14 protein-coding genes are annotated in these 13,293 nt (G+C 43.6%); 13 read left to right on the top strand and 1 reads right to left on the bottom strand.

What is annotated here, in order from left to right:
• Window positions 1-12: 12 nt before the first annotated feature.
• On the top strand, window positions 13-1,902 hold the full coding sequence (locus tag BFS30_RS24090; RefSeq protein WP_069381634.1) for a gamma-glutamyltransferase family protein: 1,890 nt from the start codon (window positions 13-15) through the stop codon (window positions 1,900-1,902).
• Window positions 1,903-1,906: 4 nt separating this feature from the next.
• Here BFS30_RS24090 and BFS30_RS24085 read toward each other — a convergent pair whose 3' ends face one another.
• Window positions 1,907-2,359 carry a hypothetical protein gene (locus BFS30_RS24085; protein WP_069381633.1) on the bottom strand — a complete coding sequence of 151 codons (453 nt, stop codon included), beginning with the start codon at window positions 2,357-2,359 and terminating at the stop codon, window positions 1,907-1,909.
• A gap of 117 nt (window positions 2,360-2,476) precedes the next feature.
• Here BFS30_RS24085 and BFS30_RS24080 point away from each other — a divergent pair, with 117 nt between their 5' ends.
• The 12 genes from BFS30_RS24080 to vgrG all read left to right on the top strand — a co-directional run bounded on the left by BFS30_RS24080 (window position 2,477) and on the right by vgrG (window position 13,283).
• Entirely contained in the window at window positions 2,477-3,214 is a 738-nt protein-coding gene (locus BFS30_RS24080) for a class I SAM-dependent methyltransferase (protein WP_069382640.1), read from the top strand.
• 124 nt (window positions 3,215-3,338) lie between these two features.
• The gene (locus tag BFS30_RS24075; protein WP_069381632.1) at window positions 3,339-4,070 is read left to right on the top strand and encodes a response regulator transcription factor; all 732 of its coding nucleotides are present in this window, start codon (window positions 3,339-3,341) and stop codon (window positions 4,068-4,070) included.
• Between the two features lie 151 nt (window positions 4,071-4,221).
• Window positions 4,222-4,827, top strand: a complete 606-nt coding sequence (locus BFS30_RS24070) for a DUF4255 domain-containing protein (protein ID WP_069381631.1) — start codon at window positions 4,222-4,224, stop codon at window positions 4,825-4,827.
• Between the two features lie 29 nt (window positions 4,828-4,856).
• Window positions 4,857-6,149 carry a hypothetical protein gene (locus tag BFS30_RS24065; protein ID WP_157263024.1) on the top strand — a complete coding sequence of 431 codons (1,293 nt, stop codon included), beginning with the start codon at window positions 4,857-4,859 and terminating at the stop codon, window positions 6,147-6,149.
• A gap of 42 nt (window positions 6,150-6,191) precedes the next feature.
• Window positions 6,192-7,622, top strand: a complete 1,431-nt coding sequence (locus BFS30_RS24060; protein ID WP_069381629.1) for a phage tail sheath family protein — start codon at window positions 6,192-6,194, stop codon at window positions 7,620-7,622.
• Window positions 7,623-7,660: 38 nt separating this feature from the next.
• A complete protein-coding gene (locus BFS30_RS24055; protein ID WP_069381628.1) occupies window positions 7,661-8,689 on the top strand; it encodes a hypothetical protein in 1,029 nt (342 codons plus the stop codon).
• Between the two features lie 47 nt (window positions 8,690-8,736).
• The gene (locus BFS30_RS24050) at window positions 8,737-9,672 is read left to right on the top strand and encodes a hypothetical protein (protein WP_069381627.1); all 936 of its coding nucleotides are present in this window, start codon (window positions 8,737-8,739) and stop codon (window positions 9,670-9,672) included.
• A gap of 26 nt (window positions 9,673-9,698) precedes the next feature.
• Window positions 9,699-10,163 (top strand): phage tail protein, encoded by a 465-nt coding sequence (locus BFS30_RS24045; protein WP_069381626.1) that lies wholly within the window; start codon window positions 9,699-9,701, stop codon window positions 10,161-10,163.
• Between the two features lie 13 nt (window positions 10,164-10,176).
• Window positions 10,177-10,635 (top strand): phage tail protein, encoded by a 459-nt coding sequence (locus tag BFS30_RS24040; protein WP_069381625.1) that lies wholly within the window; start codon window positions 10,177-10,179, stop codon window positions 10,633-10,635.
• A 2-nt stretch (window positions 10,636-10,637) separates the two neighbouring features.
• Window positions 10,638-10,796, top strand: coding sequence for a DUF5908 family protein (locus BFS30_RS27985; protein WP_167353191.1), 159 nt, complete (start codon window positions 10,638-10,640; stop codon window positions 10,794-10,796).
• Window positions 10,786-11,508 carry a hypothetical protein gene (locus tag BFS30_RS24035; protein WP_069381624.1) on the top strand — a complete coding sequence of 241 codons (723 nt, stop codon included), beginning with the start codon at window positions 10,786-10,788 and terminating at the stop codon, window positions 11,506-11,508. The genes BFS30_RS27985 and BFS30_RS24035 overlap by 11 nt, the downstream gene beginning before the upstream one ends.
• Window positions 11,508-13,283 carry a type VI secretion system tip protein VgrG gene (gene vgrG / locus BFS30_RS24030; protein WP_069381623.1) on the top strand — a complete coding sequence of 592 codons (1,776 nt, stop codon included), beginning with the start codon at window positions 11,508-11,510 and terminating at the stop codon, window positions 13,281-13,283. Before BFS30_RS24035 ends, vgrG begins: the two co-directional genes overlap by 1 nt.
• The last annotated feature ends 10 nt before the right edge of the window (window positions 13,284-13,293 follow it).

Raw genomic sequence — 13,293 nt, 5'->3', positions numbered from 1 at the left:
TATAGATTTGATATGAAACACTTATTCTCTGCATTATTCCTTTCCGCTGCCAGTATATTGCCATTATCAGCGCAACAGACTCAAAAACCGGTTTTACATGGACGGAACTGGATGGCTATTACGGGTAAGCCCTTAGCCGCCACAGCAGGAGCGATGACTTTTCAGAAAGGAGGGAATGCTGTTGATGCAGCTTGTGCAATGCTTGCTGCGACCTGTACCATGTGGGATACCCTAAGTTGGGGCGGGGAAACTCAGGTACTGATCTATAATCCTAAAACTAAAAAAGTGCTGGCGATTAATGCAATGGGAGTGGCGCCAACAGGAGCAACTGCAGACTTCTTTAAAAATAAAGGATACAATTTTCCGCCGGAATATGGAGCGTTGGCCGCAACCACGCCGGGTACCCCTGGAGGACTCATCTATATGCTGATCAATTATGGGACACTAAGTCTGGAGCAGGTGCTTGCCCCGGCAATGGAAATGGCTGCCGGTTATCCTATAGAAGCACAAGCTGCGAACAGCATGGAGCGTGGTAAGGAACTGATTAAACAATGGCCTTATAGTAAAAAAGTATTTCTGACACATCCCGGAGAAAAAAGAGAAGCACCTGAAGCAGGAGAGATCTTTGTACAGAAGGATTTACTGACTACGTTGACTAAAATGGTCGCTGCAGAAAAAACAGCTTTAAAACAAGGGAAGAATAGGAAGCAAGCATTAATGGCTGCATACGATCGTTTCTATAAGGGCGACATTGCAAAAGAGTTTGTGCGTGGTTGTCAGGAACAGGGAGGATTGATCACGATGGAAGACCTTGCCAAATGGAAACCCATTGAAGAAGAGCCCTTAACCGTAAATTACAAAGGGATTGATGTATACAAGCTACAACAATGGACACAAGGGCCCGTAATGTTGCAGGCTTTAAATATTCTGGAGAATTTTGACCTTAAATCAATGGGTTATAATAGCCCTAAATATATCCATACCCTTTATCAGGCGATGAATCTTTCTTTTGCAGACCGTGATTTTTATTACGGAGATCCGGCTACAACTCCTAAAGGGCCTATTAAAGGATTACTGAGTAAAGAATATGCAAAACAAAGAGCCGGGCTTATTCAGTATGATAAAAATAACCCTGATATCGGACCCGGAAATCCATATCCTTTTGAAGGAAAAACAAACCCTTATCTGAACCTGCTTAAGCAAAGAGGTTTTGACCAGGATACTACAAAACGCAATTTTGCTCCTAAACATGACCTTGGACAGTTAAATCAAATGCCGGATGATTTGTATCAGGACAGATTATGGCGGGGTACGACTTCAATAGAAGCAGCTGATAAAGAAGGCTGGGTAGTTTCTGTAACGCCAAGCGGCGGATGGTTGCCGGCTTGTATTGCAGGGGAAACAGGTATTGGAATGAGCCAGCGTATGCAAAGTTTTGTGTTGGATTCTACCTTAAATCCATTCAATTTAGTCGCCCCGGGCAAAAGACCCAGGGTAACTTTATCTCCGTCACTTGCCCTTAAAAATGGCAGGCCTTTTCTGTCATCTGCCGTGCAGGGGGGAGACACACAAGATCAGAACCTGTTACAATTCTTTTTAAATGTGACCGAATTTGGAATGAACGTGCAACAGGCTTCAGAGGCAGCTAACATCAACACGAATCAATTGTGGCTCTCATTGGGAGGCACAAAGACCGAAGACCGCAAGCCTAAACCAGGTCAGATTTTGTTAAACAGCAATACCAGTACCGCTACCCGGGAAGAACTAAAGAAAATGGGATACTTCCTGAGCTTTTCAGACCGGACCAGCGGGCCGATTAATGCAATTTACTTTGACTGGACACATGGCAGCCTTTGGGGCGGATCAAGTAATCATGGAGAAGATTATGGGATCGGCTGGTAGAGCACTATACCTGCTCTAAAATGATTCTTGCTTTTCCATCTTCATTTTTATAAAGCACCCAATGTTTTTGGGCATCTTTTTCGAGTTTATACAGTTTGTCATCAGATATAAATACTTCGGCTTCCTGGCTGCCCATTACCAATGGGGTTTTAAATTCTTTGGCGAAGATTTCTACTTTTTTTTTATCATCAGAAAAAAGAAGAAATCCAGCCATGGTAGAATCAGTCAGGTCTTTCATTTTATCTGTCAGTTCAAAAGGGCGTATACATCCCTGTTTTACAACCGACCACTGATAACCGGCAGATGCTTTGCAACCGTGTTCATCCTGGTCGCCACCCACCATTACTTTGGCTTCGGCCTTAGTCGTATCCTGTGCATTGCTTCCGGCCTTCTGACTGTTACAGCTGAATAAGGCAAGGGAAAATAGGGAAATTGTGAATGTGAGAATTGTTTTCATTTGATCATAGGTATGAGGTGAATTTATAATTATACGCCAACAAATGATGTGCATATTTGTTTATTAAAGTTAATGCAAAATTGTTTAACCACAGTTTTTAATCCTAATGCCTTCAATATGAGAGAAAATAAATATGATGATCCTGACTTTTTTGAAAACTACGGGCATATGCCACGCTCCGTGGCGGGGTTAAATGCAGCTGGCGAATGGCATGTTTTGCAGAAAATGATGCCTGATTTTGAAGGAAAGTCAGTTTTGGATCTGGGCTGTGGTTTTGGATGGCATTGCATATACGCCAAACAACAGGGTGCAAAAAGGGTTGTTGGAATAGACCTTTCTTCGAAAATGCTGGAAGCGGCTAAAGAGAAATCGGCAGGACTGGAGATTGAATATCAGCAGATGGCGATTGAAGATATTGATTTTTCTCTTCAGGAATTCGATGTGGTGATCAGTTCACTTGCTTTTCATTATGTGAAGGACTTTAATCTCATCTGTCAGAAAATAAACCACTGTCTCCAGCCAGGCGGACATTTTATTTTCTCACAGGAACACCCCGTATTTACTTCCAGACCCGAACAGGATTGGATCTTAGATGGATCCGGAAACCGGTTGTACTGGCCTCTGGATCATTACCAGCAGGAGGGGATCAGGCATACCAGTTTTCTTGGGCATACCGTGACGAAATACCACCGGACACTGGAAAGGGTACTGAATGTCCTGATCGACTCCGGGTTCATCATAAAAAGAGTTTCAGAACCTAAGCCATCGGAAGAAACACTGGAGAACTATCCGGAAATGAAAGATGAAAACCGGAGGCCCATTTTTTTAATGGTTTCTGCCATAAAAGAAAACTGATTGATTGCATTCAAAACCTGGTCATGATACTATTCAGAAAATAATTTTTACCTAAACAGAACTATTCGAAAACAATTTGTAATGTTCGTGTGTTTGTTTCTGGACTGCTAAAGAATCATGCCCTATGAATCTAGTACACTCTCTCCCGGTCGAGCAATTAGAAGCCTGCCCGGATCAAATGCATGCCGTCATGAACCGGATCATGCAGAAGAAATTTCACGCTACAGAAATTGGCGAATACTTCCTTGGAAATGTGCTGGTAGATAATCAAAAGGTAATGGTCAATGCGTATGCGAACCGCGTAGAATCGAAATTTCTTAATCAGAATGATAAAGAGGCGCATAAGCTTTGGCTGGCCTATTTTGAATTCTTTTTCCCACCTGAAGATGAGGGGATTGTGCTGGAACCCGAACTATTTAAAGCGATTGAACATAAAGACCACTGGAAGGTCCATTTCTTCTTTCAGTGCTTAAGGCCTTCCAGAAAGTCAGACTATAAATGGCATTTCTCAACTTCCAGAATTTATATGTCCGGTGCTGAACAGCTTTCCCCGATCGTATTTCATTATGCTTTTGAACTTAACATTTCAGGACTTAATATTTCTGGTTGTGACAGCGACAGCCAGGAGGACGGTAGTTTCACCCAGAAATATTATAACCGGTTTATGTTGTTAAGTAAGCGGGAGAAGGAAATTATCAGATTGATTGTGGAAGGAAAAAGCAGTTGTGAAATTTCTACTATACTTTACATCTCTCCCCATACCGTTAACAATCACCGGAAAAATATCATCAGAAAGCTGGAAATAAATAACCTCTGCCAGCTTACTAAGTTTGCCATGTCCTTTCATATCATCTGATCATCGCTCAGGTGTCAGTATGTTGAGCTTTTTTTTCTGATACAAATGACTAATGGTAGCTATTGTTGTTGCAACAAAACTTGCAGAGCTTTAATATCATCAAGCGCAAATAAAATGCGCTGAATTTCTTTCGGAATCTAATGACTTAGCTATGATTGACAAGGCGCTCCAATTGTTGAAATCAGAACTGACCAGTTACCTTATTGCAAAGGGCGACAATGCTGCGAGTGTCATCATTGACAATATCGGCTTGTCGGAAACCGCAAGTGGTGCCGGTCTGACCGATAGCATAGTGATCAGTCTGGTCAACATCGAAGAAGAAAGTACCCTTAAAAATCAGTCTCCTTTAAAACGTTTCCCTTCCGGAACTGCGATTTATGAGAATGCCCCGGTCTATTTAAACCTTTATGTTTTACTCAGTTGTAACTACTTTGGAGATGGGTACCTGCTGGCGCTCAAAAGGCTCTCTTCTGTAATCCGCTTTCTTCAGAGCAAAAACTCCTTCGCTACCTCGACATCCTCAAGTGGAGGATCAACAGACCCCAATGACCTGGAGGAGCTGACCTTTACTATGGAGCTGTATACACTGACTTTTGAACAAATCAATCATTTATGGGGCTCACTGGGCGGAAGGCAGGTTCCTTTTGCCATGTATAAACTCAGATTGGTGGCCATTTCTGAACATGCCACTGTGAGGACAGTACCACTGATCGAAGAAATTGAAACCAATATATCCACTTTATCCGGGCACAACTGATGAATACGGTTTATAAAATCTTATTTGAAATGCGATTGCTGCATGAATTTTACCTGACAGACAAGGAGGGTAAAACCATATTTGATTTTCCTGTGCAGGCAGACCGGATGAATTTTTTAAAGCAACGATTTGATGCCGATGATGAAAACATAGAAGATGAAATTGCTTTTGAAGTACCTGAAAAAACCAGGGTGCTGTTTGATAATTATCATCTGAAACTGGTACCTACCTATGCCGGATTTAAAGTGGCAGTTAACGTAATTCCTAAAAAAATAGCCGGCGGAACGGTTGTTTATGAACCAAAATGCACTTTGCCTGAGGATTTGTGCATCTCCGTTCTGGCAATTAAGAAAAGCCAGCGCTGGGATAGTTTCACGAATGCTAAAATGGAAAAAATCCTGCCTGGAACATATTACTTCTCTAATGAAAACACCGTGACAGGACCAAGAATCGTTCCTTTTTTATCTGCTGATGTTACTGCATTTGATGCAGGTGCAACCTATGAACAAGGAGAGCTGGTAAAATTTGCTGCCAATGACTACCGGGAATTCTATAAAGACGATGCCGATGCCGTACAATGGATTTCCATATCTGGTAAGGCCTTTGCCAATGAAAATGACCGGATGCTGCTACCGCTTAACTTCTATTATGCCTTTCCAAAAAATACAGCGGTCACTAAAGCCGATTTCTTACTCAAAGATAAAGATGGGAATACCATCGATAAATATCAGTTTAAAGGAAGTCAGCCCTTTCGTAAAGTTCAGCTGGCCATAGATCCAAAGAAAGTATTACAGATCCCCAGTCCTGCAGTCACAGATAAAATGGTGTATAGCCTGAAGGTGACCGGAAATGGAGGTTACAACAAAACGCATAAACTCATCTTTTACCAGGATGAACAGGAGATCCGGGACAGCCTGGCGCTGATTGTGATGAAAGTGAAAACATCAGTGCCGGCGTATAACCTGATCGACAACCTCGGGCGGTTGATCACGAGAAAACAACCTGATCAGACGGTCAGTCCGCTTCCACCGGTATTTGAACTCAATTTTAAAAGCAAGCCCTCCTTCTGGCGTTACATCAATAACCGCAGGAAAAATTTGAAAGTGGGTCTTCATCCCGATTTTCTACTTTCAAAAAACGGACTGCTGGTGACTAAGAAACCGAGGTCGCTGACCTGTAGTGCTACTTTGTTCCGTAAGCCCGATAACAGCTTGTATTATCTGCCGAACCCTGAACCCTACCAAACTTTAACCTTTGAAAATAATAAACTGTATAGTGATATCATGGTGCAGGAATCATCCTTGTTTCCTTTAGCACCTTAATCTAAAAATGTATTTAACCTTTTAAACTAAATAACATTTGTTATGCAAGATTATAAAACTCCGGGAGTTTATATCGAGGAAATTCCGCATCTCCCACCTTCTATTGCATCAGTAGAAACAGCTATTCCAGCATTTATCGGCTATACCGAAAAGGCGCAATGGAAAGAGAAAGACGACCTGAAAAACAAACCATGGCGCATCGAATCTCTGCTGCAATATGAACAGTTTTTTGGCTATCCTGATCCTGAAAAGGAAAGTCTGACCGTGGTGTTTGATACCACTGCCGGTAAAAATGAGGTGAACGGAAAAGTTGACGAAACCAAGAGGTCTAAATTCCTGATGTATTATTCCCTGCAGCTGTTTTTTGGGAATGGTGGTGGCGCCTGCTGGATTACTTCTGTAGGAAATTACACCGATACCGGAGGATTGATTATGGCGGCGGACTTATCCGACGGGCTGAAACAGGTGGCTAAAATTAATGAAGTTACCTTACTGGTGTTTCCTGACTCAGCGAACCTGGCAACCCTGACGGATTATTATGACATCCATACCCAGGCCATTCAGCAATGCGTGGATCTTCAGGATCGGTTTACCGTTTTAGATGTTTACCATGATGAAGCAAATCTGGAAGAGTGGGAGCTGGATATCCAGGCTTTGCGTGATACCTTGTCAGGGCCAACAGATTTTCTGAAGTATGCGGCAGTGTATTTTCCTAAAATATATTCTGGTGTGGATTATAATTATAAGGTGGTTGGAGATCAGTCTAAAGACAACGACGAACTGGTAAAAATAACAGGTATTGCAGGCGTAACAAAACTCTCTGAACTGCTGGCCACTAAAAACGCACAATACTTTCAGGCCAAAAGTGCCATAACGAATATCCAGATGTTATTGCCTGTTTCAGTGGCCATGGTAGGGGTGTATGCACAGATAGATAATGCTCGTGGCGTATGGAAAGCTCCCGCAAATATCAATATTGCCAATGCCATCCGGCCGCAATACCTCATCACACACAGCGAACAAATGGGCCTTAACGTAGATGCGCAGGCCGGAAAATCCATCAATGTGATCCGTTCTTTTGCCGGCCGCGGACCAGCCATCATCTGGGGCGCCAGAACATTGGCAGGAAACGACAATGAATGGCGTTATGTGCCGGTAAGACGTTTCTTCAGCATGGTGGAAGAGTCCGTGAAAAATGCAACGGAACAATTCGTCTTTGAGCCCAACGACCGCAATACCTGGGTAAGGGTGAAATCGATGATCGAAAACTACCTGACCCAGCAATGGAAATCGGGTGCCCTGATGGGTGCTTCGACTAAAGAAGCTTTTTTTGTGCACATCGGACTTGGCGAAACGATGACAGAACTCGATCTGTGGGAGGGAAGAATGATCGTCGAAATCGGTATGGCCGCTGTCCGTCCGGCAGAGTTTATTATCCTCAGGTTTATGCATAAAATGCTGGCTGAGTCTTAATCATCGAATTGTTATTTATTGAACTTAAATCTATTGTCATGTCTATAGAAAGCTCAGGTTCTCGGGAACCACAAAATGGGAATTGCAATGATGCAGAAGCAGAGACAGCAACACAAAAGACGATCCACCTATTGAAGGAGGATTATTGTAAAAGACTAAAAGGGAAAGTCGCTGAGCTCGGTGAAAGCGAATTGACCTATGATGGAGCGGTAATGATTTACCAGAAAAAGAAATGCGCTTTTGTGAAAACCGAAAAAAACTACCTGCTGGTCAGGAATCTGGAACTCAAAATCGGTGTGGAACTCATCGCTGCTTCGGAGGAAATAAAGAAGAATGTAACGGCAGATATCTCGCAGAATGACGCATTGGTACTCGCATTGAAAGCAGTAGTGAAAACTGCGAAAGAAGCAAAAGCAAAATTCGGAGAACTCAGAGAAGCAGCAGGGAAACTGGATGGTTGCAGAAAAGACAGCTGTACTGCGGTACAAATGAAAATATTGGGCTGTAGTGAGGGGGACGACTGTAATGACCACACGAAACAGGAGGACTCAGCCAGAAGGCCGGACCCTTGCCGCAATGTTTGTCAGATTCTGGACGACCTGATCACCATACCGGATAGCCTGAGCCAGGATATCGACATCGTCTTTAATTCGGCAGCCGAAATTGTAGGGATTCAGTCTTTTTCCAATATCAAATCCCTCGAGAAATTTCAACAGGATTTTGCCGCCAATGCGAAAGCATTCGATGACCTGATCCTGGCGCAAATCACAAGCGGAGGATTAAGTCTGAAAAAGGCGCAGGAGGATTTTGTTTTGTCTACAAAAACTGTCACCCAGTCTGGCTATGCATTGTATAATAAACGCAATGAGGTAGGCACGCTGGATGAAACCAAAGACTACCTGTGCCATCATGAATGTAAATGTATTGCGGGCTGTGGTTGTGACGGAGAAAAAGGAGAGGACGATAACAGACTTAAGAAATGTAAATGTGACATCTGCGATATCTGTAAAGAGGTTACAGAGGTGTATTCCTGTGAAGATCCCTCCAACAATTCATCCTGCGATTAAGCCTTGAGAGGCCGATGCTAATTTGTTAAATCATTAAAATCACTACTATGTTAGTCTACGATAAAATATGCAACATTGACAGAGATATATTTGATTGTTGTCATAAAAATCCAGGAACTGAAACCCCTGGAGGGGATTGTTGTTATGATGCCTGGGTAAAAGATCTGGTGCAGGTTACGGCCGACTGGAAGCAGGCTAATGCAGATGCCCAGAATAAAGAAACGGAATATAACCTGACCGTCGAAGAGCTGGAAAGGCTTAAAGTATGGTGGGCAGATTGGGAAGCTACCGATGAAAAAGCCGATGCGCTTTGTCGCCAGCTGGAACTGTTTACCCTACACCTCTGTAAGGTGTGTATGGTAACCGAAAAGACCAATGACGCCATTGAAATCCTGTTTTGTATGACGGAAGACCTGTATATCCGCGTGGATAAACTCAAAGCCTCTTACGACAAGCTGATTCAATGTATTCAGTGTCTTAAAAGACCCGAGCTGGCACCTGGAGTGGGGATCATGAAATGTATCGAGAACTACGGTGCAAAACTGGATGCAGTGATCCTGACAAGGGATGCCCTCATTACTCAGATTATAACAGCGCTGGAGCTTGCCTATGGCATGCACCTCAGTATTTGTGAAGATTATGGCTTGAAAGAAATCATCCTTTACTGGAAGAAAAAATTCAATTGTGGGGGCAGTTGCGGAGAGCAGCCTAACCCCAACCCTTATCCACAGCAACAGTCCAGGATTGAACATAGCGGGTATGCCAAAGAATGCTGCTGCCTGGAACCACGTATTTCATTGCCAATAGATGAAGATGAGTATTTCATCCAGCTGGAAAATGATTACAAAAAATTAAAGAATGAGGTGGTTCAGCTTAAAAAAGACCTCGATGCAGCTAAAGAGAAAAGAGATGCTTTACTGTCCTGCAAACAAAGTCTGGAGAAAGCAATCGAAGAGGTGAATCCTGCAAATAAGTGTAAATAAATACCATAAAAATAAAACCTACCATTATGGCAACGGATCCTAAAAAGAATTATCCTCTTCCAAAATTTCACTTTCAATTGGATTGGGGAGGAACAAGAATCGGGTTTACAGAAGTAAGTGGACTTGATTTTGAAACCGAGGTAATAGAATATAGGGAAGGCAGCAGCCCGACTTACAATAAAACAAAACAACCAGGACTTACCAAATATCCGAATGTAGTCTTGAAAAGGGGAACCTTTCTTGGCGACTTCGAATTCTTCGAACAATGGAAGAAAACGATGATGTTTCAGGAAGGTAAGGAGAAGTTCAGGAGGGATGTGACCATCCGGCTGCTGGACGAAGAACATCAGCCGATCATTTCCTGGACGTTGTCTGCGGCATGGCCTTCAAAAGTGCAATCCACCAACCTGAAATCGGATGCCAATGAAGTGGCGATCGAAACAATAGAGCTGGTGCATGAGGGACTGTCCATTGTAGAGGCGAAAAAATAAATCCAGCTGAGCCATGGCCGATCAAACTTATCAAGCCGTCAACTTTCATTTTGCGGTGAATTTTACACTGCAGGGGGCGAAGTCTGTCGACATCAAATTTCAATCTGTAACGGGTTTAGATGCCACCATTGATACAGAAACGGTGAAAGAAGGCGGGGAAAACAGATTTGAACATGTGATCCCTACCCGGCGTAAGTATGGTCCGCTGATTTTAAAACGGGGATTGCTGGCTCCGGGAACTTCGGGCGTTACAGACTGGTTAAAAAAGGCTTTTGACGACCAGATTTACGAAACATTGGAAACTGTTGTGATCAGTTTGCTGGATGAACAGCATCAATCCTTAATGCATTGGAAAATTAACAATGTATGGCCCCGAAGCTGGAAAATCGCAGAGTTGAACGGAACGAGAGGGGATGTCCTGATCGAAACCCTGGAACTGAATTATAACCGTTTGATCTTTCAAAAATCATAAATATGCCGATTGAAATAAGAGAGCTGGTGATCAAAGCCACGGTATTGCAGGATCTCAATAGCGATTCGGGGCAAAATAATGGTGTTCCTCCTTCTGAGGAGCTGATAAAAGTATGTGTTGAAAAGGTACTGGAAATTATAAAAGAAAGAAATGAGCGCTGATTACATGTCCGGAAAACTGGAGAAATTACTGATTTATTCCTTTACTGACCGCAAATTCCAGATTAAGGACGCGGAGCAGACGAATAAGCCAGCCTTCGTTGCGCCCATCAATCCCGAAACCTTTACCAAAAATTATAAGATTGAACATGATGTACAACGCCCGCATGGAAGCGGTGCACCGGAAGTAAAGTTTAAATCCACCGCACCCGAAGAGCTTAACCTGGAGTTTACCCTGGATGGTACGGGTACGATGGAAGGCTACTGGAAGGAGTATAAAGAAAAACCGGTCTACGAGCAGCTCAAGATTTTTATGAATTGCGCCTATAATTATCAGGGCGACATTCACCGGCCAAACTTCCTGCTGATCATCTGGGGATCGGAAATCCGGTTCCGTTGTGTACTCACTAACCTGGATGTAAATTATACACTGTTTAAACCGGACGGTACGCCATTAAGGGCGAAGTTAAGTGCCACTTTCCTTGATTACCAGTCGCGGGAAACACGGATTGCAGAAGATACACCGGCTTCTCCGGACCTTACCCATCACCGGACGATTAAACAGGGAGACCGCCTGGACCTGATGACGTATTCCATTTATAACGACCCTAAATACTTTATGCAGGTCGCCAAAGCCAATAACCTGATCTCGCTCAAAAAGCTGAAATCTGGCGGCGACATTTATTTTCCACCTTTTAATAAAAATGAAATCTGATGGAAGAACTGATCATACCCAATCCCTCCAAGCACGATGTATCCAGTTTTAATATATTACTGGACGGTACTGCTATGGATGCTTCGTATGAGGTGCTGAGCATTTCCATCGAAAAGGAAATCAACCGGATTCCGACCGCCAGAATTTTACTGAAAGATGGAGATGCGGCGCTGGCCGATTTTGAAATCAGCAATAAAGAAGATTTTGTGCCTGGAAAAGAGATTATTATAAAAATAGGTTTTGATGGCAACAATACCCAGGCCTTTAAAGGGATCATCACCAAACATACCATCAAGGTAAAAGAGAATGGAAATACCCAGCTTCTGATAGAATGCAGGGATCTTGCACTACGGATGACAATTGGTCGCCATAGCCGCTATTTCCTGAATGTAAAAGACAGCGAGGTTTTTGATCGGCTGATCGGAGATTATAATGGCCTGACGGGAGACATTACCAGTACGACTTTACAACATAAAGAATTGGTACAACATCACCTGAGTAATTGGGACTTTATGTTACTCCGCGCGGAGGCAAACGGGATGTTGGTCAACGTGGACGATGGAACAGTCAAAGTTTCCCAGCCGGATACCACGGCGGCACCGGTTTTACAGGTGAGCTATGGATCGTCGATCATCGAGTTTGAAGCAGAGATGGATGCAAGAACACAATGGGCTAACGTAGAAGCTGTTTCCTGGGATTACAAGACACAAAATCTGTTTAAAGCGGATGTTTCGGAAGCAAGATCCTTTACCCAACATGGAAATGTTTCGGGAGCGGACCTTGCGGCAGCTGTAAATCTGAATAAATTTGAACTCAACCATAGCGGCCATCTGATGGAGCAGGAACTACAGAATTGGGCCGATGGTACAATTTTGCGCAGCCGGCTGGCAAAAATCAGGGGCAGGGCGAGGGTAACCGGCTTTTCGGGGATAAAACCCGGAAATATGTTAAAGCTCAACGGGGTTGGCGACAGGTTCAACGGAAATGCCTATGTGACCGCAGTAAAGCAGGACATGGGCGATGGTTCCTGGTATACCCACATTCAGTTTGGGCTCGATCCGGAACGCTATAGCGCTGTTCATCCGGACATCAATGATTTTTCTGCTGCGGGTTTAATCGGGGGCATCAAAGGATTACAGATTGCCAAAGTCCTGCAGCTGGAGAACGATCCGGAAGGAGAGGACCGGATTCTGGTGAAGATTCCGGTGATCGACAATACCTCTAATGGCACATGGGTAAGGATTGCCTGTCTGGATGCAGGATCGTCCCGGGGTTCCTTTTTCCGGCCGGAGATTGATGATGAAGTGATTGTTGGCTTTATCAATGATGATCCTCGTCATGCGGTGATGCTCGGAATGCTCAATAGCAGTGCAAAAAAAGCACCATTGCCTGGAAAGGATGTCAACCATGAGAAAGGCTTTTTTACCCGCAGCAATATGCGCATCCATTTTAATGACGACACCAAAACCATTACCATAGATACCCCTGCAGGAAACAGCATTCAGCTGGACGAACAGGGAAGTAAAATCGAAATTAAAGATCAGAACAGCAATAAAGTAACGATGAACAGCAGTGGGGTTTCTATGGAGAGCCCGAACAATGTGGAAATAAAAGCAGGACTGAACCTGACGCTTAGCGCAGGGGCCAGTTTGTCTATCGGGGCAGCTTCTATCTCCCTGAAAGCGGACACGAGCCTCGGACTGGAGGGGGCAGCAGTAAAGCTTGCCTCGTCGGGAATTACAGAAATCAGCGGTTCATTGGTTAAAATAAACTAACAGATAGAAT

Source organism: Pedobacter steynii, from assembly GCF_001721645.1.
GTDB classification, from domain to species: domain Bacteria; phylum Bacteroidota; class Bacteroidia; order Sphingobacteriales; family Sphingobacteriaceae; genus Pedobacter; species Pedobacter steynii_A.
The sequence above is the reverse complement of the archived record's forward strand: the minus strand, read 5'-3'. Positions and strand labels throughout refer to the sequence as shown.

What these genes read in the sequence shown, in the direction of transcription:
- BFS30_RS24050 (WP_069381627.1), top strand. Translation starts at nt 8,737, where the DNA reads ATGTTAGTCTACGATAAAATATGCAACATTGACAGAGATATATTTGAT.
- BFS30_RS24070 (WP_069381631.1), top strand. Translation starts at nt 4,222, where the DNA reads ATGATTGACAAGGCGCTCCAATTGTTGAAATCAGAACTGACCAGTTAC.
- BFS30_RS24080 (WP_069382640.1), top strand. Translation starts at nt 2,477, where the DNA reads ATGAGAGAAAATAAATATGATGATCCTGACTTTTTTGAAAACTACGGG.
- BFS30_RS24055 (WP_069381628.1), top strand. Translation starts at nt 7,661, where the DNA reads ATGTCTATAGAAAGCTCAGGTTCTCGGGAACCACAAAATGGGAATTGC.
- BFS30_RS24060 (WP_069381629.1), top strand. Translation starts at nt 6,192, where the DNA reads ATGCAAGATTATAAAACTCCGGGAGTTTATATCGAGGAAATTCCGCAT.
- BFS30_RS24035 (WP_069381624.1), top strand. Translation starts at nt 10,786, where the DNA reads ATGAGCGCTGATTACATGTCCGGAAAACTGGAGAAATTACTGATTTAT.
- BFS30_RS24065 (WP_157263024.1), top strand. Translation starts at nt 4,857, where the DNA reads ATGCGATTGCTGCATGAATTTTACCTGACAGACAAGGAGGGTAAAACC.
- BFS30_RS24090 (WP_069381634.1), top strand. Translation starts at nt 13, where the DNA reads ATGAAACACTTATTCTCTGCATTATTCCTTTCCGCTGCCAGTATATTG.
- BFS30_RS24075 (WP_069381632.1), top strand. Translation starts at nt 3,339, where the DNA reads ATGAATCTAGTACACTCTCTCCCGGTCGAGCAATTAGAAGCCTGCCCG.
- BFS30_RS24040 (WP_069381625.1), top strand. Translation starts at nt 10,177, where the DNA reads ATGGCCGATCAAACTTATCAAGCCGTCAACTTTCATTTTGCGGTGAAT.
- BFS30_RS27985 (WP_167353191.1), top strand. Translation starts at nt 10,638, where the DNA reads ATGCCGATTGAAATAAGAGAGCTGGTGATCAAAGCCACGGTATTGCAG.
- BFS30_RS24045 (WP_069381626.1), top strand. Translation starts at nt 9,699, where the DNA reads ATGGCAACGGATCCTAAAAAGAATTATCCTCTTCCAAAATTTCACTTT.
- BFS30_RS24085 (WP_069381633.1), bottom strand. Translation starts at nt 2,359, where the DNA reads ATGAAAACAATTCTCACATTCACAATTTCCCTATTTTCCCTTGCCTTA.
- vgrG (WP_069381623.1), top strand. Translation starts at nt 11,508, where the DNA reads ATGGAAGAACTGATCATACCCAATCCCTCCAAGCACGATGTATCCAGT.